Below are 22,584 nucleotides of genomic sequence, written 5' to 3'. Positions count from 1 at the left end.
ATGTTTCTAGATTGTGTACGTCCCCTTCAGAGAGTTGAACGATGTCCAAGGCAATCCGCATCCACGCCAATGGCGGCCCCGAAGTCCTGGCTTATGAAAATGCCGATCCCGGCCAGCCGGGAGAAGGCCAGATCCTGATCCGGCACACGGCGATCGGCCTCAACTTCATCGATGTCTACTACCGCTCCGGGCTTTACCCGCCACCCGGCGGTTTTCCGCTGATCCCGGGCGGCGAGGCGGCGGGCGTCGTGCTGGCGCTCGGCACCGGCGTCGACTGGCTGAAGCCAGGCGACCGCATCGCCTATGCCGTCAATGTCGGGGCTTATGCCGAGCAACGGGTGATCGCCGCCGACCGTGTGGTCAAAGTGCCGGACGGCATCAGCGACGAGCAGGCGGCGGCGATGATGCTGAAGGGCATGACGRCCGAATACCTTCTGCGCCGGACGTTCCCGGTGAAGGCCGGCGACACGATCCTTTACCACGCGGCGGCCGGTGGCGTCGGCCTCATCCTCGGTCAATGGGCAAAGCATCTCGGCGCGACCGTGATCGGCACGGCGAGCTCCGCCGACAAGATCGAGCTTGCCCGGGCGCATGGCTTCGATCACGTCATCAACTACAAGGAGCAGGATTTCGTCGCCGGCGTCGCCGCACTTACCGGCGGGAAGAAGTGCGACGTCGTCTACGATTCCGTCGGCGCCGACACCTTTCCAGCATCGCTCGATTGCCTGCGGCCGCTCGGCATGTTCGTCAGCTTCGGCCAGTCGTCCGGGCCGATTGCGCCTTTCTCGATGTCGCTCCTGGCGCAGAAGGGCTCGCTCTATGTAACCCGGCCGACGCTCTTCGTCTACAATGCCAGGCGCGAAGATCTGGTGAAGTCGGCCGAGGCGCTTTTCGACGTCGTCAAGAGCGGCGCCGTCGGGATCAAGATCAATCAGCGCTATGCTTTGAAGGACGCGGCAAAGGCGCAAGCTGATCTTGAAGCCCGCAAGACGACGGGAACGACTATCCTCATTCCCTAGAGCTTTCGCCGCCTCACACCCTTGGCACCTTACCTAGCCGGCTGCCTTGTTTTTCAGCGGCTTGCCGTGCCCGAAGGCACGGCTTGCCTGAAAAGCGATGCGGATTTGCCGTTGTTCCCAAGAGGTCTATCTTAGCCCTTGAGTTTCCGCTGAAATTCTTGAAGCTCTTTCAAGTTGGGTGCTGCTTTCCGATGGGAGCCGGCCGCGCATACCATGCTTTCGGGAACACAGAACATATCCGGGAAACTGGATGGGAGGCACTGTGAGTGCAAATCATGACAGGGCGAATCTGCTCGAGGTTCGTGGCCTAACCAAGATTTTTGGCACGCTGACGGCGTGCGATCACATCGATCTCAACATCGCCAAAGGCGAAATCCACGCGTTGCTCGGCGAGAACGGCGCCGGYAAGTCGACGCTGGTCAAGATGCTGTTCGGATCGCTCGAACCGAACTCGGGCGAGATTTTCTGGGACGGCAAGCCGGTCAGGATCACCAGCCCGGGCGTGGCCAAGAAGCTCGGCATCGGCATGGTGTTCCAGCATTTCTCGCTGTTCGAGGCGCTGACGGCGGCCGAGAACATCGCGCTTTCGCTCAATGACGGTTCGCCGATCAGCACCATCGCGGCGAAGGCGAGGGCGCTGTCCTACAGCTATGGCCTGCCGCTCGATCCGGACTCCCTGGTCGGAGACCTCTCCGTCGGCGAACGCCAGCGCATCGAGATCATCCGCTGCCTCCTGCAGACGCCGCAGCTCATCATTCTCGACGAGCCGACCTCGGTGCTGACGCCGCAGGAGGCCGACAAGCTGTTCGAAACGCTGGAGCGGCTACGCGCGGAAGGCAAATCGATCCTCTACATCTCGCACCGGCTGGAGGAGGTCAAACGCATCTGCGACCGCGCCACGGTGCTTCGCCACGGTAAGGTCGTCGGCCACTGCAATCCGCGTGAGGAGACGGCCGCGTCGCTTGCTCGCATGATGGTCGGCAGCGAGGTGAAGGCGGTGGTGCGTGCGCCCGCGGAAGGCATCGACACGGCGCCGGCGCTGCTGGAAATCCGCGGCCTCAGCCGCAAGCCGGCGACGCCCTTCGCCATCCCGCTCAAGAACATCAACCTCACCGTGCGTGCCGGTGAAGTGATCGGCATCGCCGGCGTCGCCGGGAACGGCCAGGGCGAGTTCTTCGAATCCGTCTCCGGCGAAGTGCTGCAGCAGGATGCCGGTTCCGTGCGCATCCGCGGCAAGGACGCCGGCGGCCTGTCGATCACCGGCCGCCGCCTGATGGGGGCCGCCTTCGTGCCGGAGGAACGACTCGGCCATGGCGCGGCGCCGCGCATGAAGCTTTCGGAGAACCTGCTTCTGTCCCGCCACGCCACCGACGGCAAGGCTTTCGTCGGTTCGGGCGGCACGGTCAAGAACGGCGCGGTCTACAGCGCCGCCCAGCGTATCATCAAAGCCATGGACGTACGCAAGAGCGCGCCCGATCCGGAGGCCGCCGCGCTGTCGGGCGGCAATCTGCAGAAATTCATCGTCGGCCGCGAGCTCGACCGCAAGCCGAGCGTCATGATCGTCAACCAGCCGACCTGGGGCGTGGACGCAGGTGCTGCCGCCCACATTCGCCAGGCGCTGATCGAGCTTGCCCGCAGCGGTTCCGCCGTCCTCGTCATCAGCCAGGACCTCGATGAGTTGTTCGAATTGTCGGATGCCATCGCCGTCATGCACAACGGAGAACTGTCGGCGCCGCTGCCGATCGCCGAGGCGACTTTCGAGAAGATCGGCCTGTTGATGGGCGGTGCCGAGCCCGGCCACGCCGAACACGGAATGGAGATGGCATGATGCGCATCGAACTCGTCAAACGCCCGCAGCGCTCGGCGCTGTTTTCGATGCTGTCGCCCTTCATCGCCTTCGCGCTGACGATCATTGCCGGCGCCATCATGTTCGCGCTGCTCGGCGTCAATCCGCTCAATGCGTTCGAGATCTATTTCGTCGAGCCGATCAGCCAGGTCTGGCAGTTGCACGAGCTGGCGATCAAGGCAGCACCGCTGATCCTGATCGCGGTCGGCCTGTCGGTCTGCTACAAGGCCAACATCTGGAACATCGGCGCCGAGGGCCAGTTCATTTTCGGCGCGATCTTCGGCTCGATCATCCCGGTGCTGTTCCCGCAATTCGAAGGCCCGCTGGTGATTCCGCTGATGCTCCTGCTCGGCATGGTCGGCGGCGCCTTCTACGCATCGATCCCAGCACTTTTGAAGACGYGTTTCAGCACCAACGAGATCCTCACCAGCCTGATGCTGGTCTATGTCGCGCAGCTCTTCCTCGACTGGCTGGTGCGCGGCCCTTGGCGCGATCCGCAGGGTCACGGTTTCCCGCAGACCATCCAGTTCGGCGATTCGGCCGTGCTGCCGGAGCTGATGCCGGATGCCGGCCGCGCCAATTGGGGCTTCGTCTTCGCTTTGGTGGCCGCGGTAGCGATCTGGCTGATGATGAGCCGCATGCTCAAGGGTTTCGAGGTCCGCGTGCTGGGCTCCAGCCCAAGGGCAGGGCGCTTTGCCGGCTTCGGCTTCAACCGGATGGTCTTCTTCACCTTCCTTCTGTCCGGGGCGCTGGCGGGTCTGGCGGGCATCTCCGAAGTCTCCGGCGCCATTGGCCAGTTGCAGCCGGTGATCTCGCCCGGCTACGGCTTCACCGCCATCATCGTCGCCTTCCTTGGTCGCCTCAATCCGCTGGGCATCGTCGCCGCGGGCCTGGTGCTGGCGCTGACCTATCTCGGCGGCGAGGCGGTGCAGAGCGCGCTCGGCATCTCGGATAAGGTGGCGCGCGTCTTCCAGGGCATGCTCCTGTTCTTCGTGCTCGGCTGCGACACACTCATCCACTACCGCATTCGCCTGATCGGCATGGCGCTGATGAAGCCGAACGGCGCAAAGCTCGAAGCAGCGCCGAAGCTCGAGGAGGCCCGCTGATGGACATCACCGTCAACATCCTTTTGACCATCGCGACCGCCGCGACACCACTTCTGATCGCGGCGATCGGCGAGTTGGTGGTCGAGCGCTCCGGCGTGCTCAATCTCGGCGTCGAGGGCATGATGATCATGGGCGCCGTCGGCGGCTTCGGCGCCGGCTACCTCACCGGATCGCCCTGGATCGGCTTGCTTGCCGCAATCATCGTCGGCGCGCTGTTCTCGCTGCTTTTCGCCGTCATGACGCTGTCGCTCGCGACCAACCAGGTGGCGACCGGCCTTTCGCTGACGCTGCTCGGGCTCGGCCTGTCCGGCATGATCGGCACCAGCTTCGTCGGCCAGCCGGGCGTGAGATTGCCCAATCTCGACATTCCCGGGATCAGCTCGATCCCGGTCGTCGGCAGGCTGATCTTCGGCCAGGATCCGGTATTCTACATCTCGATAGCGCTGACCGCGGCAGTGATGTGGTTCCTGTTCAGGACGCGCACGGGGCTTACGCTGCGCTCGATCGGCGACAGCCATACGTCGGCGCACGCGCTCGGCATCAAGGTGATCCGCTACCGTTATCTCGCGGTGATGTTCGGCGGCGCCTGCGCTGGCCTCGCCGGCGGGCACCTGTCGCTGGTCTATACGCCGCAATGGGTCGAGAACATGAGCGCGGGCCGCGGCTGGATCGCGCTGGCGCTGGTGGTGTTCGCGTCCTGGCGTCCGTGGCGGGTGCTGGCCGGCGCCTATATCTTCGGCGCGGTGTGGATCGGCCAGCTTCATGCACAGGCTTTTGGCATTCCGGTGCCTTCGCAATTTCTTTCTTCTCTGCCCTATCTGGCAACCATCGTGGTTCTCGTTCTAATCTCCCGCAACAAGCGGCTGACGATGATGAACACGCCGGCTTCGTTGGGGCAGCCATTCGTTCCGGATCGTTGACAACAACAAAAAGACGGGAAGCTCCAAGGCTTAACTCAGAGAGGTAACACAATGAAAAAACTGCTTATTGCGTTGATGACCACGGCCGCGGCCCTATCGCTGGCGGCAACCGCCGAGGCCGCCGACAAGCTGAAGGCGTGCTGGGTCTATACGGGTCCGATCGGCGACTTCGGCTACTCCTACCAGCACGACCAGGGCCGCCTCGAGGTCGAGAAGGCGCTCGGCGACAAGGTCGAGACCGCCTATCTCGAAAACGTGTCGGAAGGTCCGGACGCGGACCGCGCTTTCGAGCGCCTGGCGCGCGAGAACTGCAAGATAATCTTCGGCACCTCCTTCGGCTTCATGGATGCCGAAGTGAAGGTCGCCAAGAAGTTTCCCAAGGTGATGTTCGAGCATGCCACCGGTTTCAAGACCGGCGACAATCTCGGCATCTACAATGCGCGCTTCTATGAAGGCCGCTACGTGCTCGGCCAGATCGCGGCCAAGGAATCGAAGAAGGGCCTGGCCGGCTACATCGTCTCCTTCCCGATCCCGGAAGTGGTGATGGGCATCAATTCCTTCATCCTCGGCGCGCAGTCGGTCAATCCCGACTTCAAGGTCAAGATCGTGTGGGTGAATTCCTGGTTCGACCCGGGCAAGGAAGCCGACGCCGCCAAGGCGCTGTTCGACCAGGGCGCCGACATCATCGTGCAGCACACCGATTCGACCGCCGCGCTGCAGGTCGCCGAGGAGCGCAAGCTGCATGGTTTCGGTCAGTCGTCCGACATGATCAAGTTCGCGCCGAACGCGCAGCTGACCTCGCTGACCGACGAATGGGGTCCGTATTACATCAGCCGCGTGCAGGCGGCGCTCGACGGCACCTGGAAGCCGGACAATGTGTGGCTGGGCATCAAGGACGGCGCGGTCAAGCTCGCGCCCTACACCAACATGCCCGACGACGTGAAGGCGATGGCGGAAGCCACTGAGAAGAAGATCGCCGGTGGCTGGAATCCCTTCACCGGACCGATCGCCAAGCAGGATGGCTCGCCCTGGCTGAAGGACGGCGAGGTCGCCGACGACGGCACGCTGCTCGGCATGAATTTCTACGTCAAGGGCATCGACGACAAGCTGCCGCAGTAAGCGGCGCCGACGTTTCGAAGCGGAGAGGGCGCCTGACGGCGCCCTCTTTCGTTTTGCGAGAGCGATTGGCGGGACTTTTGCACGTTGGACCTGTTTTTTGCCAGCCAGCCAAGAGCGCTAAATGGTCCTGCGTGTCGAGTATTTAAAATCAACTTCGCTTCATATTTTATGAATTCGACACCCTTTCGCGAGGCCGATGCAATATCTGTGCAGTTTGCGTAATCGCTTTCACATACACCGACGACCTTTACTTCCATGCTGATCATGCAACTTAGATAGATCAGCCGACGTGACAAGCGTCAGCAGAAGGGGGTCTTATGCAATTGAATAAAAAACTTTTGGCAATCATCGGGAAACGCTTTCCTGCCATCTACGACGTCATCCCGCGCGGACCACAGGGAGGGCTTGCTCGTGTCGCACTCAATCCGCAGCCGCTTCCGCCGCATGAACTGGGTGCCGCGGTCGCCGAGGAATTTATCCGCTGCGCATGGGTGGCCGAGCGAGGTGGTCTCGATATGAAGGCGCTGTTGAGCGACCTCGACGACTGGTGCCCAACCCGACCGAAGATCCCGAAGCTTCCTCCGTGGTGGGGACCGTTTCCGGAACCGGAGCCGCGCCCCGAGTGGTTCGTCGACTATCATTTGGGTTTTGCCGCAAAGCTGTCGGCGGTCGAAACGGGCACGCGCCTCGACAAGACTCTCGACCAGGTGATCGACCGGTCTCTGACAGCGATCGAGTCGGTGAAACTCTGACGAGACGTTGCTAAAAGCAGAGAGCAACAAAGTGAAAAAGGGCGCCGCGGGGCGCCCTTTCATTGGAGATGTCATCTCTCGTGCGGGGATCAGACCGCCGAACCGTGGAGATCATAAGCGTCCGCGCGATCGATCTTGACCGTGACGATGTCGCCGGCGCGCAACGGCCGCCGCGACTGGATGTGCACCGAGCCGTCGATCTCCGGCGCGTCGTATTTGGTGCGGCCCTTGCCGGATGTGCCATGCGCCTCGTCGATCAGCACCGGCAGACGCTTGCCGACTTTCTTGGCCAGCTGCGCGGCCGAGATCTTCTGCTGGCGCTGCATGAAACGATGCCAGCGCGCTTCCTTGATCTCCTGCGGCACCTGTTCCAGCCCGAGGTCGTTGGAGCGTGCGCCCTTGACCGGCTCGTATTTGAAACAGCCGGCGCGATCGATCTTGGCTTCGTCCAGCCAATCCAGCAGCATCTGGAAATCGTCTTCCGTCTCACCGGGGAAGCCGACGATGAAGGTCGAACGGATGGCGAGGTCCGGGCAGACCTCGCGCCAGCCGCGGATGCGGTCCAGCGTCTTTTCGCCATGCGCGGGGCGCCGCATATTCTTCAGCACCTGCGGTGAGGCGTGCTGGAAGGGAATGTCGAGATAGGGAAGGATCTTGCCTTCCGCCATCAGCGGAATGACATCGGCGACATGCGGGTAGGGATACACATAATGCATGCGTATCCAGATGCCGAGCTTGCCGAGCTCCTCGGCGAGGTCGAGGAATTTCGCCCGCACCTCGCGATCGCCGAACGTCGACGTCTGGTACTTGATGTCGATGCCGTAGGCGCTGGTGTCCTGCGAGATGACGAGGATTTCCTTGACGCCGGCCTTGGCGAGTTTTTCGGCCTCGCGCAGCACATCCGCGGCCGGGCGCGAGACGAGATCGCCGCGCAATGCCGGGATGATGCAGAAGGTGCAGCGGTTGTTGCAGCCCTCGGAAATCTTCAGATAGGCGTAGTGGCGCGGCGTGAGCTTCACGCCCTGCGGCGGCAACAGGTCGACATAGGGATCGTGGCTGGGCGGAGCCGCCTCATGCACCGCCGCCATCACGCTCTCATAAGCCTGCGGGCCGGTGATCGCCAGCACGTTGGGGTGCTTTTCGCGGATGACCTGCGGCTCGGCGCCGAGGCAGCCGGTGACGATGACGCGGYCGTTTTCGGAAAGGGCGGAGCCGATGGCGTTGAGCGACTCATCGCGCGCGGAATCGAGGAAGCCGCAGGTGTTGACGACGACGAGGTCGGCGCCGTCATGCTTGCGCGCGATCTCGTAGCCTTCGGCGCGGAGCCGCGTGATGATGCGCTCGGAATCGACGAGCGCTTTCGGGCATCCAAGACTGACGAAACTGACGCGTGAGGCGGACATAGATTTGTTTTCCAAGAGATGAGGTCGAGACCGAGGATCGAGCCTCAGGCTCTGGATTTCGATCTACGTGCGCGGCTCTAGGCCATTTTGCGCGGCGCAATAGCACGCTTCGGCCCGGATGCAAACCTGCCGGCCGGCCGGGACAAGAGTGGCTCGGCACCTATCCCCTTAACCAGCCTCAGTGGCCATCCGGTCCGAACCATGGCGTGAGGAAGGCAAAATGGTCGGGAAACTGCTGCACGGCGCCTCCGAGCAGCATGTTGATCGCCACGTACAAGATGATCAGCAGGCCGATATAGGCGATCCAGCGATACTTGTGCAGGAGGCGTGCGACAAAGGATGCGGCAAAGCCCATCAGGGCGATCGAAAGGGCCAGCCCGATGATCAGCACGGTCGGATGCTTCATGGCCGCACCGGCGACCGCGAGCACGTTGTCGAGCGACATCGAGACGTCGGCGATGACGATCTGCCAAGCGGCCTGGGAGAAGGTCTTGCGCGGCGCCGCACCGGCGATCTTGCCGTCCTTGTTGTAGTCGCCGTTCGACAGCGCCTCGGTCGCGTCGCGCTCATCCTCATGGCTGACGCGCAGTTCGCGCCACATCTTCCAGCACACCCACAGAAGCAGTAGCCCGCCGGCGATGAGCAGCATGGGGCCGATGCTCAGCAGCCATTGCGTGATCAGGGCAAAGATGATGCGCAGGACAGTGGCTGCCGCGATGCCGACAAGGATGGCGCGCTTGCGCTGATCCGCGGGAAGGCCGGCCGCTGCGAGACCGATCACAATTGCGTTGTCGCCGGCTAGCGCAAGATCGATCGCGACGACCTGGAGGAGAGCTGAAAGGCCTGCGGCAGTGAATATTTCCATCGACTAGAAATCCTTGCCTGAAATGAGCGTAGCCCTTTACTCGGACGGGCCTAAAGGCACGGTCCATCGGCGTCAAGGCGCAGGTTTGGACATCGTCGGAAAACAACGCGCCGGCGCAGGCTCTCAAGGATTTTCGGGTGGTGCCGACTGGTGGGCGAGGCCGAAAACCAGAGCGTTTCACCGTTTCACGGAAACGGCGAACCGCTCTATCTCTTTGTTTTGACGCAATTCCGGGCGGGGAAACGGTTACGCACTTTCCCTGGAATTGCTCTAGTCGTAGAGATTATATTTGGCCCAGTCGGATTCCGGGATTTCATCGCCGATCTTGTAGCGGAACTGCAGCACCTGCATGTGGTCCGGCCCGGTCAGGCACTTGAACTTCAGCCGATACCATTGACCCTTGCTGCGGAAGGCGGCGCCCGAACTCTTGATGGCATCGGCGCTCATCTGCGGCGTGGCGAAGGCGTAGGCCACGACGCGGTCGGCCTTGTAGTTGCGATCGTCGTGACTGATCCGGTCGAGCACTTCGGCGTCACAGCGCTGCTCAAGGCGAGTCCGCGGATCGAGTTTCATCAGGCCGGCGCGCAACGCATTGTCCATCGCCTTGGCCGGCAAGACCAGCGTCAACGACGCCAGGACCATCAGGCAGAGCTTTTTCATGGGCGCGACAAGCAGCACATTTTGTCTGAGAAATCAAATAAACGGTATTTTACCTACCGCCTCGACCGGCGAGGAGGCGGTTGCCATCAAGTCAAATCAACACTCTGGTGGTAATGGGCGATTGGCTTGTCGAAAACGGGGCTGAATCCGACACCGTCATGCCCTAGCGGGCTTACGCGACGTTGCCGCGGCTCTGGGGTTTTTGGGGGAGATGGCTGAAGGCCGAGACCTTCGCCAGCTCCGCAACGCCCGGTACACCGTCAACCCTTTGGGAGGGCCAAGTTCGGAAGCCTCGTCATCCTCGAAGCCTCCTTGCCTCGCGCTCCAGGGTCTTTCGATTATTGCCATGCTCTTTAATCAGATCGAGCACCCGCTCGGGGCTGATCCGGTGCTGCTTGGCGAAATAGCGGACTTCATAGTCCTCGTCGGCTGACACGCGGTCGCGGTCACGGAAATCACGTTTGGTCCTGTCGTCTGCCATGACTGATCCTCCTCCTGGTCGGAAGGAACAGAAATCGATGATGAATGTTCCCATTAGCTGTCGCTAAAGGAACAGATGCCCCTTCGGTCAATTTGAGTCCGGTCGCGCGAGGAGGCTGTGTGCAGGATCAGCGTTTCGAGACGCCAGTGCGTGTCGCGCTCGGCAAGTCAGGCCACACGATCTATACCGTGGATCGCGTTGCTCAGGCAGCCGATATTCTCCTCAATCGATGGCCGGCGTCACCCGGAAAGAAGCACACGGCCGCCCGTAAGGCTTGCCTCAGCGCCCTCCAGGGGCTCGGGGCAGTACGGCACGCCCGAAAGCCTTCGTTGAGGCCGCCGCTGAGGCTGGTATCCTAGTGGAGCACGATCCATTCGGATGACCTCCCATGTGCAATGATTATGAGCAGCATATCGCCTGGGCCGAATATTGCCGGATGATGGAGTCGCTGGCATTGAAGATCCCGAGCCATCAAACTGAGCTCGATCTTCCCCAAGCAGACGACATTCGCATCAACGATCCGGCGCCCATCATGCGTGTTGCCGGCGACGAGATTGAACTTGCGTCGATGACATTTGGCTTTCCCCCGTCTGGGCCGAAAGGCGGACCGATGTTCAACTTCCGGTCGGAAGGCCGCCGGTTCGCCGACAGCAAACGCTGTCTTGTGCCGGCCTCCGCCTTCTTTGAATTCACGGGCACCAAATATCCGAAAGCCAAGCATCGCTTCGCGCTGAACAGTGCCCCGTTCTTGGCCATTGCCGGGCTCTGGCGAGAGGCGACAGGCAACAAGCCGCCTACCTTCACAATGCTGACGACCGATCCGGGGCCGGATGTCGCGCCGTATCACAATCGGCAGGTTGTCGTCCTCCAGCCCGAGAACTGGTCCGCGTGGCTTGATCTGTCGAAACCCGAGAGCGACCTTTTACGGCCGCTTCCGGCGGGATCGCTGTCGGTAGAGACGGTGCGGCCAGAGCGCGCCTGACCGATCCACTAGCTCGAGCCTTAGTCCCGCGGCACTTCTGGCCAGTCCGCGCAACGAGCCCTTAAGGCTTCGTCGGCTTCCATCCAGGCCGCCGCAGCGGCGCAAAGATTCACGAATTTGGCTGTGACGTCCGAGCAACGGAAGGGCCTGGACGCAGCGGCCCGACAGTTCCGCGCTCTGTTGGGGTGCGTTGGGTTGAACCGCCGGGCCTAACCGACTCGGGGTTGGGAGTCGGCTAAAGAAGAGGCTAAATTAGCATTTGTGCATGGATACATCATTTGATGCATATCCACTGATTTCTGGAGAACTCGCCGGGCGAGGCCCCCAACAACTGCCTCAAGCCCGACGAGCTGCCGGAGATCAACCCGGCAATCCTGCCTTGCAAGGGGGATGCCAGCGTTGCTGTCCTACAACGATACAGCTTGCCGATAACCGCGCTTTAGCGAACTCGTCACAGCAGTGCAGCCCCGGCAGGGCATCCATCAAAGCGCTTGCCGAAGCGATCAAACGCTAACCTTGTCCTCTGTCACGCGCTTGCGCACCGTTGTGGTGATCGCAGCCTGTCTCGACCCTGATGCTGTCCTTCCTATTCGTTGAGCCCGCATGTTCGTCAAGTTATTCCTAATATTAGGGGCATTGCAACATTGTTTTCGACGATCAGAACTGTCGAAAGAAGCGCTAAGCTACGCTGACGGCAACCTGAATCTCGGTTACTGTGGCAGATATACAACTGCACATCTCAGGGCACTCTGCTACCACAGGGTAGGTTATGGGAGATCACCTATGAAGAACCTGCTTCTTGGTTTGTCGTTGTCTCTGCTGGCATCTTCGGCATTTGCTGCCGACGCCATCGTAGAAGAAGCGCCGGTTTTTAGCTGGACAGGCGGGTATCTCGGCCTACAGGCAGGCTATGCTTGGGGTAATGGCCATATGGACCAGATCGGTGGACCGGGCTTTGTCGACCCAGATCCTGACGGGTTCCTCGGAGGCGTCTACGGCGGTTACAACTATCAGATGTCCAACAATATCGTGATTGGTGCCGAACTGGACATCGTATATACGAATGTTGATGGCAGCGGCGAAATATTCGGCGCTCCTGGTTTCCCATCGGGCTTCGAGGCAACTGAAGAACTCAATTGGAGTGGGGCGGCAAGACTTCGGCTAGGGTATGCCGTCGACCGCTTTCTTCCTTATATTGCGGGTGGCGTTGCGTTTGGCGATGTCAAGATTAGAAGTAGTGAAGGCGGACCTTCGTTTAGTGATACGTTCACGGGATGGACGATAGGTGTCGGCTTGGATTATGCCATGACCGACAATCTGCTGCTGCGAGGCGAATATCGCTATACTGACTTCGGCTCGGAGTCCTTTGGAGATCCGGTCAATGCCGATGTTGATCTGAAGACCAACGAGCTTCGCGTCGGCATCGCCTACAAGTTCTAATGTTCTGAGGTCCTAATAAGAGCCTGCCGCAAATCGCGACAGGCTTTTTCTTTGCGCGCGCGGCGTGCGGAATCCTGCGTCACACGCAACGCGGGTGCCCGACCGCTCTTCTATGCAGGTAAGTGTGACCTTCATATCGGCTAGGGCATGTCTAGAGCCAGTACGCGCGTTTCCATGTCCCTGGGTGTAAGAACAAAAGTTACGGCACGCTCTAATTATAATTTGGCGGAGGGAGTGACCGCCAAACTGATGCTCTTATGTTGTTGTAATTGCTATTCATTCTTTGTGCCGCTGCGACAAAGTACCCTATAGCATACCCGGCTTTAGATCAGGCTGCTTTGGCGACGGGAAGAGCGGTCATCCATGCCAAGATTTCCGATTCCATCCACCGCACGCAAGCCTCGCTAAGAACACGCGGGCGGGGGAACGTTTCCGCCGCCATCTTGCGATAGATCGTGCTGCTACCAAGGCTCGTCATGCGCATGACTTCCTTGAGCTTCAACAGACGGTCAGGCAGGTTGTCGTTCGCAGCATCCATCGTCATCTCCCCTCGTACGCCTCAAGCGCGGCCTCAACGATCCGCTGGCGTGTCTCGCATTCACCTGGCAGCGTAAGGCGCCGGTCTGGCTTTGGTGCGCCTAGCGATACGATGTGGTGGCCGTCGACCACGCTGCGCTTGAGCAATCCGTTGCGCACGCGAAAGTCACCCACCTCTGCATCGAAGCTGGCGATGATAGTCCAGTTCGGCCCGGCCGGTATTGCTACCGGCCGAAGCGTCCTAATCTTGATATCACAGGCCGGCACGGGCGCAGGTCTCCGATACGGCATCGACGCCAAGCACGCGGTGCAAGCCTTCTGCGTCGTCTTCCCCGACTTGATTGCCATCGATGGAAACAAGGTCGAAGGGAACCACGCGGCGTTCGATCTCGCCAGGCTCGCCGTCGAAAGGATCGGTACCGATCGGCTTGCCGGTCACATGGTCACGGGGGACGTCATCCTGCTTTCGCTTTTCGTCTATACGGCGACGACCATTGGCGCGATTCTCTGCCTTTTCCGGGGTAGTGGGCGGCATGTCGCCACCCATGCGTTTAAACATTTCCGCCATCTCAGCGGCAACCGACTTCGCCCACGGGCTGTTGCAATCCCACTGAATGCCGAAACCGCCCTTGTCCGGCCGCGGCGCGAAGGCAAAGAATTCGCCGTCCCGATGGCACAACGAAACGCCGCGGAGGGTTGCCCTGATTTCGGGCAGAACTATCTCGCCGCTGCCCATGTGCGCGGTGCGATACCCGTAGTCAATTTCCGGCTTTATGGTCATTCCACTGATACGAAATTTCATCATGCAACTCCTGATTCTGCGAGGATGTTGACCCACGCGCGCCGCTCGTCCGGCTCAACGGATCGGATATTGTAGGCCACTCCAGTTCGGGCATTCACGGCCCGCCAATCGGCCGTCAGGTCCGCGACCGCGGGTTGCCATCTGATGGTGATGGCGAGYGTTTGTGTGCCTGCCAGGCGGGCCGCTATGACGGTCTCCGTTCCGCGCAGGATCTGAATGCGAGCCGGCGCCGACCATTGGGTTTCGTACGGGCCGGCCACCTCATTCCCGTACCCATCATCGATCACAGTACGCGCCTGCAGGTCGATGACTTCGCGAAGTTCCCCTGGCTGCGTCATGCTGCGACCTCCTCATTTACGAGGAGATCGCGAAGGCCTCGATACAGGCGAAGGAAGCGAGGGTGCTCGTCATCGCGCATATACCGTCGCCAGCCGGGACCATCGGCCTCCAGGCCCACCATGGACCAGCCGACCGCGTCCATAGCGGAAAGCTGGCGCTTTATCTCTACAGCACTCGTCATGCCGCGGCTCCGATGGTCGCCTTGTTATCGTTGGCCGCGCCCAAGGCGCCGTAGTTCAAGGGCTGAACATACGAGTCCCCGTCCTTGATCTTGGCCATGTTCTCGGTCTGCCTAATCTCGTTGACGGAAAGCCAGCCGCCTTCGCGACCGACCCTGTAGGCGTTGTACCGGGCAACGATATCGCCATGGATGAGGTCATCGAGGTCGTGCTCCAAGAACAGCGTCTTGCGGCTTTCCGGGCTCAGGAGCGCGATTGCCATGGCACTCTCTACACGCCTAGCCATCGGTGCCAGGCAGCGCTGCACAAGGGCACGGCTTTCGCCGTCGACATTGCTGTACGTCGCGTTATCAACGATGCCAGCCACGGTAGGCGGCACGCCGTAAACGCGGGCAATATCGAGATTGGACAGCTTGCGGCTTTCCAAGAATTCCGAGTCCTTGGAATTGAAACTGAAGGTTTCGAACTTGGCGCCGCCGTCGAGGATCATCACTTCGCCGGCCTTCATCGAGCCAACAAAGCGTTCCTTGAACTTCTGGATGATGCTGTCTTTCGTGCCGGTGCCCGTGCCAGTGGCCAACTTGTCCGGGAACACAAGAGCGCCGGCCGGCCGGAAGGCGTTTTCAGCCTGTGCGCCAGCCTGATCGGTTTGGGCAACGGCAAGCCCGAATGTTGCAGCCGCAATCTGGATTGGCGAGCGCCCGACGATGCCATCCATAGACCGATAGCGGATGTGCAGCATCTCGTCCTGCAAGATGGTCTCGGCTGGCCCGTAGATCGGCTGGTACTGATAGCGGACCCTGAACGCGGGAAGCTGTTCAATCGTGACGGCGCCCGTGATGAGCGGCACCAAGCCAGTGACTTGGCCCCTGCCGTTGCGCACGATCTTCGCGAACGCGTTGCCGTACACAAGCAGGCTGGCCAGCAACCATTCCCGACCGTCGAATGCCGACACGCCAGGCGCGATTTCGTCGCTAAGCACGCTGAACAATGGATGGTCGGTAGCAGGCTCGCGCCCGCCGCTGTCCGTCTTCCTGTAAAGCACCAGGGGAACACCGGCCAGGTTCTCGGCGATGACCGAAACGCAACGGTGCGCAACCGCCAGGCCGGAAGCCTTTTCGATGTCGGCGCGGGCGACAAAGCGGGCGCCGAGGAATTCGCCAAGGTACGGGTCGGACGTGACGATGCGCGTCTCGGCTTTCTTAAACGGCCACATGCGGCGCCTCCATCTCAAGCCGCGCAATTCGGCGATCGGTCGCGGTGCGCTTCTGGCGGGAACGGGCCGACACGGACGTGCCGTCGTAAGCTGGGAAGGACTGCACAACGCTGATTTCGTGCAGCGTAACGTTGCGCAGGGTGCGGTTGTCGCCTCGCCATTCCTCGCCGCCTTCCGGCACCGTGAAGCCGAACGACATTCCGCCAAGGTTGCGACTGGCTGCCATCGCAAGGATATCCCGGCCAAGGTTTGTGTCGGGCATGTCGATCGAGAACGCCAGCCCGCGCTCGTCTTCTGAAAGACGCAGCGTACCTGCCGCAGTTCTTGCAAGCACCTTACCGGTGTCGTGGWCGACAAGCGCCAGGATGTCCTTGCTGGCCGCTAGTGACCRCTGGAAGGCGCCGGGCGCGATAGTCTCATTGAAGTCGGCAATGCGCGCTACTTGTCCGAACACGGCCGCGTGACCGACTAGCCGCTTGCCTTCGGCTCTAAGCTCTACTGCTTGTCGCTTTTCCATTTAGATTTCCTGCTCTCGATAGGGTGCGATCAGTGCGCTGACGCCAAATTCGATGGCTTGCGACGGCTTCTCGCCGGCTGCATCGCGCGCGCCGTACCAGTGCGAAATGAGAAGTTTGACGGCATGGAGGACCGGGGCCGGAACGGGGGTGTCGAATGACACCCCCACCTTGGCCACGTAAGCCTCAGCCGCCTCGATCAACGATGTGATGTACGTGTCATCACTATCGAAGGTGACGCGAAGGTGTGTCTTCGCGTCTTCAAGGCTGACGGCGCTCATGAATTAGGCCACGCCCTTCCAGGCGAACGCCTCTTCGTGCCGGACGGAAATGTCGGCGTCGAGGAAGGCGTGCAGCCACAGGCCGCCCTTCGAAGCGTCCTTGTAGGGGTTGGCCAGAAGATCCACACCAGACCAATAAGCCAGGATCAAGTTTGACCAGATGCCGTAGATAAACGGATGCTCGGTCGAGACCAGCGGCACGTTGTTCGACATGACTGAAGGTTCGGCATGCAGCGTCGCGGAGATCGGAATCGGCAGGGTGGTCGACGTCTCCTTCAGCTTGCGCAGAATGTTCTGTACGTAGCTGTCGAACAGGAAGCCGCCCGTGCCGTCGACGTTGTCGGCCTCGATATCGGCGATCAGGTCGGCCGCGATATCGGAATAGGCGGTCGACGCCGTGGCGGACTCCGCAACCAGAGTGGTCACGCCGGAAGGCTGGTTCGATGCACCCGTGCCCGCAATAGCCGCCTTGTCCAGCGCCTGGCCGAGAACGAAGGCGAGGTCCGACCGAAGCACGTTCTCGAGCGCAACGCTATTCTGAAGCACCAGACGGCGCGACAGATACATTTCGCCGCTGACCGTCTTCGGCGCCAGCGAGACCTTGTCGAAGGTGGAGTCGGAAGCCGTGGTGGCGCCGTCTTCCGCAACCCAATATGCAGACGGGCCGCCCGTCAGCTTGGGCAGATCGAGGTTGCCGGTCAGGCCAGAAAGCACCGTAGCACCAAGGCGCTGAACGGCCAGGGACGGACGCAAGCGATCAATCATGCCGCCAAGGTTGGTAGCGACGGTATCGCCAGCCGAGCCACTGGTTAGCATGGCGCGCTGCTCGCCGAGGATCAGCGAAGTCGGAACCATGACACCGCGGGTTTCGCGGCCCTTGGCCAGTTCCTGATGCACTTCACGCTCTCGGCCAGACAGATGGTCGGGGCCTTCGCGAAGCGCCTTGGTGATGCTGAAGTCACGCGTCTCGGCCTCAAAGCGGTTGTCGACGGTTTCAGCCTGGCGCTCGAATTCGGCCAGCTTCGCCGCGCGGGCAATCTTACCGTCGAGGGCGCGCACCTCGGCCTCCAGCGCGTCGAAGCGCTCGGCCTTCTGGTCGTCAAGGTCGTTGCCAAGCGCCTTCATTTCTGCGATCTTGCCAGCACGCTGTTCCTGATAGTGATGAACGTTCAAAGTTTGTCTCCATGGACAGTTGGTAATGAATGGGTCGGCGTTAGCTTCCTAGGGCGGTGCCGGCCCGTTTGATTCCCGCAGGTACCTACGGGGCTTTCCGGATATGATTCCGGAAACACGAAAAGCCCGCACGGCCAGATGCCGGCAGGCTGAAACTTTTCTAGATTTGAACTCCCCCGGCAGCGATTGCTGCCACTCCCAAAATCATTCCCGGTCCTCAGTGGCCGGTTTCTCTTTATCCGCGCCTTGCGCGGTGCTTCTGGCGCCTGTGGCGCGGGTCGAATCGCTATCCGACTTTCAAAAAGTTATAGTAGCACATTTCCCATCCAAATGTCAATATCTAGTGGTTGACATATGTCGGAATTTATGCCTTCGGCCAAAACGGTGGCAAAAATAACACTCTCGCGGCGGCCTACACCTATATATAGTGTTCTACGTCGAAAATTCCAACTGGCGCATCAAAAATGGAGATGCCACGCGGAAGCCAAAGCCGCCGCGTGGCAATACCCATTTCACGCCTCTTGGATGCTGTATTCTCGACCATCAAGACCGAGCCCCTCGCGCGGGAGCACGATGCTCAGTCGTTTGAACATGCTGAAGAATTCAGCAAACGTTAGTTCGATGTCCAGCTCCTTGAACTGCAGAGCGTCGTCGGACTCTATCTGAGCGTTGACGCTATCGAAGCCCTCTCCATCGGCATACACGGCCCGGACTGTCAGATTGCCGGGATCGACAGAGAGATAGTAGGCACGAACCGCCACGACATAGGCGTGGTCGGGAACGCCACGATTACGGAAGAAAGATTGCACGCCCAAATCATCGGAATCGTCAGCCGCTGAGGTGCCCTTCCAGTCGTTGTATTGAACACCTGCGGCAAAAACTTCAGCCATTCCCAAGTCCCTTTCTCACTCATCATCTGCCGGAAGCGGTATCACCTCGGCCTTAGGTAGCCAAACCCTGGTCTCGCCAATCTGCACAAGCACGCGTTCAGCTTCGTCAACAATAACTGTGCCGATAATTTCCACAAGCCCACTGTCCATTTTCTTCCCTCGGCGCCACCATTGGCGCAAAGAAACTATAGGTTTTCCGATGTTGCTTTGTCTATTACTGTTTTAAGCGGCATTAAACCGTTAAAGCGGTTAGGCCGCCAAGTCCAACAAGCACGCCGGCAACGTTTCTTCCGCGTGACCCTGCGCAGTTTTTAGCCCCATGGCGAGCGCCACAATGCCATCGATACGGCCTGCCGCCTTGGACTTATCAAGCTTGCGCGCTCCGGTGGGGTCTTTGGTCACGACGGCGTTTGCGGCGCACATCTTCATCAGAGGATTGCCGGCATGGTTCAGCTTCTGCTGTGCCACTGTGACTTCAAGAACATCCACGGCAGGGCTCATGTCCTTGTAGCCCTGGCCGAACGGCACAAGCGGCAGCACAACGGAAAGCTTCTCAAGCTCTCGCTCAAGGTCTTTGATGCGCCAGCGGTCATAGGCGATTGCCTGGATATTGAAGCGGGCCGCCTCGTCGGCGATGTGTTCGGCCACTAGCGCGGGGTCGATGACCTTGCCGGGAAGCAAGGTTAAGCGAGCGTCCGCCTGCCGCGCCCACACGTTATAGGGAACGCGGTCGGTATCGCTCTTTCCGTCGATATCGAACTCGGGAAGAAAGAACCGCGGCAACACCGTGTAGCTGCCATCGTCTTCGGCAAACACTAGGACAAAAACCGTCAAGTCGCGTGCCGCCGACAGGTCCAAAGCGCCAAAGCATTCTCGGCCTTCCAGCGCCTTGTCATCGATCGGCCCAAGGTTGCAATCGTTCCACTCGCGCGCCGCAATGAACCGCACCGTGCCGTCCACGCGCATGTTGAGCACCTTGTTGCGGAAGTCGGCCTCTTTCGAGGGAATGCGCTTCGCCTGCGCGGCCATGCGCTCGACTTGCGCGGTACTGTTGAAGTCGCCTAGCGCCGGGTTGGCTTTCTCCCACGTTTCATAGCTCCACGGGTCGTCCTTCTCGCCGGCCGCAAAGAGCGTCAGGTGGAACGTCGGATCCTCGATCTCGCCATCCTTCACGCGCAGGCCGTAGTCCAGCATTTCGGAGAAGAAATGCGTGTCGTCCTTCGCCTGCGTCGAGATGACGACGATCAGCGGATTGTCACGCGCGCCAAGTGCGGAATCGAAGGCGTCGAACAGGTCACGGTTCGGCCAGTATCCGGCCTCGTCGCAGAGCACGAATGAAGGCGACATGCCGAGCTTGCTATCCGCATCGGCACTGACGGCCTTCAATACGCTGCCCTTGCCCTGACAGTCTCCGATAACCTCGATTTCCTTGCTAAAGCGGATGATGTTGACGCGCTCCGAAAGCTCGGGATGCGCGTCAAGCATGGCCTTGGCTTCAGCCCACGCCTTGCCCGCCTGCAACTTGTCGATCGCGGCGAAATACACCTCTCCGCGCTCTTCGGCTTCCGGGCCGACCAGGTGGCAAAGGGCAAGCGCGGCGGACAGAAAAGTCTTGCCGTTCTTGCGCCCCATGCTGACGACAGCCGTTCGAACGTGCCGGATGCCTTCCTCGTCTTCGGCATAGATAGGCGCCAGGATGTCGTCTATCTGCCACTGGCGCAGTTGCATCGTGGTGCCGGCGAGCTTGCCTTGCGTGACGCGCATGTCATTGCAGAATGCGACGACGCGCTCGAGCCGTGAGAGGCCTTCAACCTCCCATGGCAGCACCGTGCGCAGGTTATCGTTTGCCGCTTTCCGGGTCTTTTTTGGCTTTGCGCCTGGCCCCCTTAAACCCATGGGTCGGCCTCCGACTGGTTGCATTGTGAAACTAAGTATTTTCGAGTGGCCCCCGCCGGTCCAATGCTGGTCGATCGCCGTCCCGCGAAGGCCCCCGGCTTGCCGCTGTCCGCCACAGGGCGGGCCGCTGGTGCGATCCAGCCTTCGGGATCAAGCGGATTGCCTTCCGCGTCGAAGCCCTTCAGCGCGCGCCGGAAGCCCGATGCGTTAGGATGGTCGACGGCGTTGGTCTTGCTGTTGTGGCATGGCTCGCAAAGCGACATGAGTCCGGTGAGGGGAGGGAACGGCTCTCCGCCCTTGTTGATTGCCACGATGTGGTCGACGGCAACGGCAAGCATTGTCCTGCCGCGCTTCTCGCACGCCTCACACGTTGGTTGCGATGACAGCTTGGCACGGCGCAAGCGCTGCCACGCCCCGGTGTTGTAAGGCCACGCTGCCATTACGCGGCCTCCTGCATGTCGAAAGAGGGACAGACGGGACAGTTCCTATCTACCTGTCCTGTCCCGTCCCCTTCTGCTTGAGGGACAGACGGGACAGATGCTTGGTAAGGGGGTGTCCCGTCCCCCTGTCCCGACACCTCATCAGCAGCACGCGCGAACCACAGCAGTCCCTTGCTGTCCCGGTCTTCGCCGCGAACGATCCACTCGTTGCGCAGCCAATGGTCCAGAGCGCGACCGAACGCCTTTTTCTTGGTGTCTGCCGTGCCGTCCTTTCGAGCATAGAAGGCGGCCCGAACATCATCGACATACACGAACTTGACGCGCGGCCCTTCCGCGCCGAATGGCTGATGATATGCCCGCGCTTCAAGGATTGCAGTCTGGATAATGCCCTGCAAAATCTTGGCATTATCGGACGGCCCGCGTTCCTTCGGCTCGTCGCTGATTGTTTCGTCAGCCACGATCTCGTCAACTACGGCAGCCGTGACGTCGCCCACGTTGGCCGACGTATAGCGAACCTTGCCAATGTTGCGATGGCCTGGCCCGCTGCGATTCTTGCCAACATAGATCGTGAACCATTCGCCTTCGCCTTCAAGCAGTACAAGCTCCAGCGCGGCGACAGCCTCTAGCGTTTCGCCCTTGGTGGCCTTGTTGTTTTCACGGTTGGTGTGGTTGAGGATGGCGACCACAGCGCCCTCGCTTTCAGCCACCTCACGCAAAGCATTGAGAGCGGGGGAGGTCGTCTTGTCCTCCAGCACGGAAACGCCTCCTAGCGCCGCTCGCAGCGTGTCAACCACGATCATAACGTGCCGGTCGGGGTCCAATGCTTTCGCTTGCCGGACCACTTCACGCGCTACTGCGGCGGCCTTCTGCGGCTTCGTAAGCGGCAAGCCTTCGGGCAGCTTGGCAATCTTGATGCGGTCATTGCCCATGGCCTCGAGCCGGTTGGCAACGTCGCCGCCGTCTTCGGCCGCAATCACCACGATCGTTGTGGGCTTGGTCTCGCGTCCGATAAAGGGCTTGCCGGCGTCCAGTGCATCCGCCATCGCCAGGGTCAAGGCCGTCTTGCCAGCRCCAGGGCGCCCGCCGATGGCAATCAGCGTGCCGGTGCGCACCAGACYCTTTATCAGTGCGTCGGCAGTCGAATTCTCTTGCGCCTTGAATTCAGAGAATGAAAGCAGACGGATGCCGTGGTTATCGTTGGCAGGCTTGGGCGCGGCCCCTTGTAAGCTCCCGGTCAGCTTCGGCGGCTTGTACTCGCCGGCTGGCGGACTAGCATCGATGCTGCGGCCAATGATGCGCTTCGCGATGTCGCTGTCCGCTTCAGGCCCGGCCACTTGCTGCATCATGCAGCCGCTATCGTTCGGGTCGATCCACAACAAGATGGACGTGGCCGGGTCGCAAGCCTCGATATTGTCGACAAGAATGGCCCAACGTCGAACCTCTGCCATATCGGCTGGGCCGCTATCGCTTGAAGGCTGTTCCAAATTGGCCGGTTCGGCACGATCCCAATCGGGCAGACCATCTCCCATGGCCGGCGCGACAACGATGTTGATTACGCCGTGTCCCCAATCGAGAAGGCGGTCATATAACCCGTAATAGATGTCTCCTAGCTCGTTGAAATTGCCTTCAGAAAAGAGTTCGTGCGGATATTTGCGAATTGACGATTGTTGCGTTTGCAACTATATACTCCGTTGGATTTTGAATGTTTTGCCCGGTGCCGTCT

At 60.6% G+C, this 22,584-nt stretch carries 24 protein-coding genes; 9 read left to right on the top strand and 15 right to left on the bottom strand.

Annotation, left to right across the window (positions count from 1 at the left end; translation table 11 throughout):
- Window positions 1-41: 41 nt before the first annotated feature.
- The 6 genes from LCM4577_RS22595 to LCM4577_RS22570 all read left to right on the top strand — a co-directional run bounded on the left by LCM4577_RS22595 (window position 42) and on the right by LCM4577_RS22570 (window position 6,762).
- The gene (locus LCM4577_RS22595; RefSeq protein ID WP_071073529.1) at window positions 42-1,019 is read left to right on the top strand and encodes a quinone oxidoreductase; all 978 of its coding nucleotides are present in this window, start codon (window positions 42-44) and stop codon (window positions 1,017-1,019) included.
- A gap of 250 nt (window positions 1,020-1,269) precedes the next feature.
- Window positions 1,270-2,847 carry an ABC transporter ATP-binding protein gene (locus tag LCM4577_RS22590; RefSeq protein ID WP_071029938.1) on the top strand — a complete coding sequence of 526 codons (1,578 nt, stop codon included), beginning with the start codon at window positions 1,270-1,272 and terminating at the stop codon, window positions 2,845-2,847.
- A complete protein-coding gene (locus LCM4577_RS22585) occupies window positions 2,844-3,971 on the top strand; it encodes an ABC transporter permease (RefSeq protein ID WP_071073527.1) in 1,128 nt (375 codons plus the stop codon). The genes LCM4577_RS22590 and LCM4577_RS22585 overlap by 4 nt, the downstream gene beginning before the upstream one ends.
- Window positions 3,971-4,891, top strand: coding sequence for an ABC transporter permease (locus tag LCM4577_RS22580; RefSeq protein WP_041009280.1), 921 nt, complete (start codon window positions 3,971-3,973; stop codon window positions 4,889-4,891). Before LCM4577_RS22585 ends, LCM4577_RS22580 begins: the two co-directional genes overlap by 1 nt.
- 51 nt (window positions 4,892-4,942) lie before the next feature.
- On the top strand, window positions 4,943-6,010 hold the full coding sequence (locus LCM4577_RS22575) for a BMP family ABC transporter substrate-binding protein (RefSeq protein ID WP_040982865.1): 1,068 nt from the start codon (window positions 4,943-4,945) through the stop codon (window positions 6,008-6,010).
- 317 nt (window positions 6,011-6,327) lie between these two features.
- Window positions 6,328-6,762, top strand: coding sequence for a hypothetical protein (locus LCM4577_RS22570; protein WP_071073525.1), 435 nt, complete (start codon window positions 6,328-6,330; stop codon window positions 6,760-6,762).
- An 89-nt stretch (window positions 6,763-6,851) separates the two neighbouring features.
- Here LCM4577_RS22570 and rimO read toward each other — a convergent pair whose 3' ends face one another.
- The 4 genes from rimO to LCM4577_RS22550 all read right to left on the bottom strand — a co-directional run bounded on the left by rimO (window position 6,852) and on the right by LCM4577_RS22550 (window position 10,171).
- Window positions 6,852-8,165: a 30S ribosomal protein S12 methylthiotransferase RimO gene (gene rimO / locus LCM4577_RS22565; RefSeq protein ID WP_071073523.1), complete on the bottom strand. Its 1,314-nt coding sequence runs from the start codon at window positions 8,163-8,165 to the stop codon at window positions 6,852-6,854.
- Window positions 8,166-8,343: 178 nt separating this feature from the next.
- Complete coding sequence (locus LCM4577_RS22560) at window positions 8,344-9,030, bottom strand: TerC family protein (RefSeq protein ID WP_071073521.1); 687 nt, start codon at window positions 9,028-9,030, stop codon at window positions 8,344-8,346.
- Window positions 9,031-9,300: 270 nt separating this feature from the next.
- Window positions 9,301-9,690: a DUF930 domain-containing protein gene (locus tag LCM4577_RS22555; protein WP_371410065.1), complete on the bottom strand. Its 390-nt coding sequence runs from the start codon at window positions 9,688-9,690 to the stop codon at window positions 9,301-9,303.
- A gap of 295 nt (window positions 9,691-9,985) precedes the next feature.
- Window positions 9,986-10,171, bottom strand: coding sequence for a DUF3606 domain-containing protein (locus LCM4577_RS22550; RefSeq protein WP_041009290.1), 186 nt, complete (start codon window positions 10,169-10,171; stop codon window positions 9,986-9,988).
- Window positions 10,172-10,215: 44 nt separating this feature from the next.
- Here LCM4577_RS22550 and LCM4577_RS22545 point away from each other — a divergent pair, with 44 nt between their 5' ends.
- The 3 genes from LCM4577_RS22545 to LCM4577_RS22535 all read left to right on the top strand — a co-directional run bounded on the left by LCM4577_RS22545 (window position 10,216) and on the right by LCM4577_RS22535 (window position 12,593).
- A complete protein-coding gene (locus LCM4577_RS22545) occupies window positions 10,216-10,530 on the top strand; it encodes a DUF982 domain-containing protein (protein WP_244508408.1) in 315 nt (104 codons plus the stop codon).
- Window positions 10,531-10,559: 29 nt separating this feature from the next.
- A complete protein-coding gene (locus LCM4577_RS22540; RefSeq protein WP_071029952.1) occupies window positions 10,560-11,153 on the top strand; it encodes an SOS response-associated peptidase in 594 nt (197 codons plus the stop codon).
- Between the two features lie 783 nt (window positions 11,154-11,936).
- On the top strand, window positions 11,937-12,593 hold the full coding sequence (locus LCM4577_RS22535; RefSeq protein WP_071073518.1) for an outer membrane protein: 657 nt from the start codon (window positions 11,937-11,939) through the stop codon (window positions 12,591-12,593).
- A gap of 328 nt (window positions 12,594-12,921) precedes the next feature.
- On the opposite strand, the gene LCM4577_RS22530 is transcribed toward LCM4577_RS22535, so the two are convergent.
- The 11 genes from LCM4577_RS22530 to LCM4577_RS22480 all read right to left on the bottom strand — a co-directional run bounded on the left by LCM4577_RS22530 (window position 12,922) and on the right by LCM4577_RS22480 (window position 22,540).
- Window positions 12,922-13,131, bottom strand: coding sequence for an AlpA family transcriptional regulator (locus LCM4577_RS22530; protein WP_071073516.1), 210 nt, complete (start codon window positions 13,129-13,131; stop codon window positions 12,922-12,924).
- Window positions 13,132-13,383: 252 nt separating this feature from the next.
- Window positions 13,384-13,932 carry a hypothetical protein gene (locus LCM4577_RS22525; protein ID WP_131803501.1) on the bottom strand — a complete coding sequence of 183 codons (549 nt, stop codon included), beginning with the start codon at window positions 13,930-13,932 and terminating at the stop codon, window positions 13,384-13,386.
- Window positions 13,932-14,270, bottom strand: a complete 339-nt coding sequence (locus LCM4577_RS22520) for a phage head closure protein (RefSeq protein ID WP_071073509.1) — start codon at window positions 14,268-14,270, stop codon at window positions 13,932-13,934. The genes LCM4577_RS22525 and LCM4577_RS22520 overlap by 1 nt, the downstream gene beginning before the upstream one ends.
- A gap of 178 nt (window positions 14,271-14,448) precedes the next feature.
- Window positions 14,449-15,666, bottom strand: coding sequence for a phage portal protein (locus LCM4577_RS22515; protein ID WP_071073506.1), 1,218 nt, complete (start codon window positions 15,664-15,666; stop codon window positions 14,449-14,451).
- Complete coding sequence (locus LCM4577_RS22510) at window positions 15,653-16,183, bottom strand: HK97 family phage prohead protease (protein ID WP_071073504.1); 531 nt, start codon at window positions 16,181-16,183, stop codon at window positions 15,653-15,655. Before LCM4577_RS22510 ends, LCM4577_RS22515 begins: the two co-directional genes overlap by 14 nt.
- A complete protein-coding gene (locus LCM4577_RS22505) occupies window positions 16,184-16,462 on the bottom strand; it encodes a head-tail connector protein (protein WP_071073502.1) in 279 nt (92 codons plus the stop codon). It lies immediately after the preceding gene.
- Window positions 16,463-16,465: 3 nt separating this feature from the next.
- Complete coding sequence (locus tag LCM4577_RS22500; RefSeq protein WP_131803499.1) at window positions 16,466-17,635, bottom strand: phage major capsid protein; 1,170 nt, start codon at window positions 17,633-17,635, stop codon at window positions 16,466-16,468.
- A 512-nt stretch (window positions 17,636-18,147) separates the two neighbouring features.
- Window positions 18,148-18,525 carry a hypothetical protein gene (locus LCM4577_RS22495; RefSeq protein WP_071073499.1) on the bottom strand — a complete coding sequence of 126 codons (378 nt, stop codon included), beginning with the start codon at window positions 18,523-18,525 and terminating at the stop codon, window positions 18,148-18,150.
- Between the two features lie 249 nt (window positions 18,526-18,774).
- Window positions 18,775-20,421, bottom strand: coding sequence for a terminase large subunit (locus LCM4577_RS22490; RefSeq protein WP_083354813.1), 1,647 nt, complete (start codon window positions 20,419-20,421; stop codon window positions 18,775-18,777).
- The gene (locus tag LCM4577_RS22485) at window positions 20,412-20,861 is read right to left on the bottom strand and encodes an HNH endonuclease (protein WP_071073497.1); all 450 of its coding nucleotides are present in this window, start codon (window positions 20,859-20,861) and stop codon (window positions 20,412-20,414) included. Before LCM4577_RS22485 ends, LCM4577_RS22490 begins: the two co-directional genes overlap by 10 nt.
- The gene (locus tag LCM4577_RS22480) at window positions 20,861-22,540 is read right to left on the bottom strand and encodes an AAA family ATPase (protein WP_083354812.1); all 1,680 of its coding nucleotides are present in this window, start codon (window positions 22,538-22,540) and stop codon (window positions 20,861-20,863) included. The genes LCM4577_RS22485 and LCM4577_RS22480 overlap by 1 nt, the downstream gene beginning before the upstream one ends.
- Window positions 22,541-22,584 lie beyond the last annotated feature (44 nt).

The organism is Mesorhizobium sp. LCM 4577 (assembly GCF_001854795.2).
GTDB classification, from domain to species: Bacteria; Pseudomonadota; Alphaproteobacteria; order Rhizobiales; family Rhizobiaceae; genus Mesorhizobium; species Mesorhizobium plurifarium.
The sequence above is the reverse complement of the archived record's forward strand: the minus strand, read 5'-3'. Positions and strand labels throughout refer to the sequence as shown.

Coding starts and splice junctions, on each gene's coding strand:
- LCM4577_RS22580 (WP_041009280.1), top strand. CDS start 3,971: ATGGACATCACCGTCAACATCCTTTTGACCATCGCGACCGCCGCGACA.
- LCM4577_RS22575 (WP_040982865.1), top strand. CDS start 4,943: ATGAAAAAACTGCTTATTGCGTTGATGACCACGGCCGCGGCCCTATCG.
- LCM4577_RS22570 (WP_071073525.1), top strand. CDS start 6,328: ATGCAATTGAATAAAAAACTTTTGGCAATCATCGGGAAACGCTTTCCT.
- LCM4577_RS22560 (WP_071073521.1), bottom strand. CDS start 9,030: ATGGAAATATTCACTGCCGCAGGCCTTTCAGCTCTCCTCCAGGTCGTC.
- LCM4577_RS22555 (WP_371410065.1), bottom strand. CDS start 9,690: ATGAAAAAGCTCTGCCTGATGGTCCTGGCGTCGTTGACGCTGGTCTTG.
- LCM4577_RS22550 (WP_041009290.1), bottom strand. CDS start 10,171: ATGGCAGACGACAGGACCAAACGTGATTTCCGTGACCGCGACCGCGTG.
- LCM4577_RS22545 (WP_244508408.1), top strand. CDS start 10,216: ATGTTCCCATTAGCTGTCGCTAAAGGAACAGATGCCCCTTCGGTCAAT.
- LCM4577_RS22540 (WP_071029952.1), top strand. CDS start 10,560: ATGTGCAATGATTATGAGCAGCATATCGCCTGGGCCGAATATTGCCGG.
- LCM4577_RS22535 (WP_071073518.1), top strand. CDS start 11,937: ATGAAGAACCTGCTTCTTGGTTTGTCGTTGTCTCTGCTGGCATCTTCG.
- LCM4577_RS22530 (WP_071073516.1), bottom strand. CDS start 13,131: ATGGATGCTGCGAACGACAACCTGCCTGACCGTCTGTTGAAGCTCAAG.
- LCM4577_RS22525 (WP_131803501.1), bottom strand. CDS start 13,932: ATGAAATTTCGTATCAGTGGAATGACCATAAAGCCGGAAATTGACTAC.
- LCM4577_RS22515 (WP_071073506.1), bottom strand. CDS start 15,666: ATGTGGCCGTTTAAGAAAGCCGAGACGCGCATCGTCACGTCCGACCCG.
- LCM4577_RS22505 (WP_071073502.1), bottom strand. CDS start 16,462: ATGAGCGCCGTCAGCCTTGAAGACGCGAAGACACACCTTCGCGTCACC.
- LCM4577_RS22495 (WP_071073499.1), bottom strand. CDS start 18,525: ATGGCTGAAGTTTTTGCCGCAGGTGTTCAATACAACGACTGGAAGGGC.
- LCM4577_RS22490 (WP_083354813.1), bottom strand. CDS start 20,421: ATGGGTTTAAGGGGGCCAGGCGCAAAGCCAAAAAAGACCCGGAAAGCG.
- LCM4577_RS22485 (WP_071073497.1), bottom strand. CDS start 20,861: ATGGCAGCGTGGCCTTACAACACCGGGGCGTGGCAGCGCTTGCGCCGT.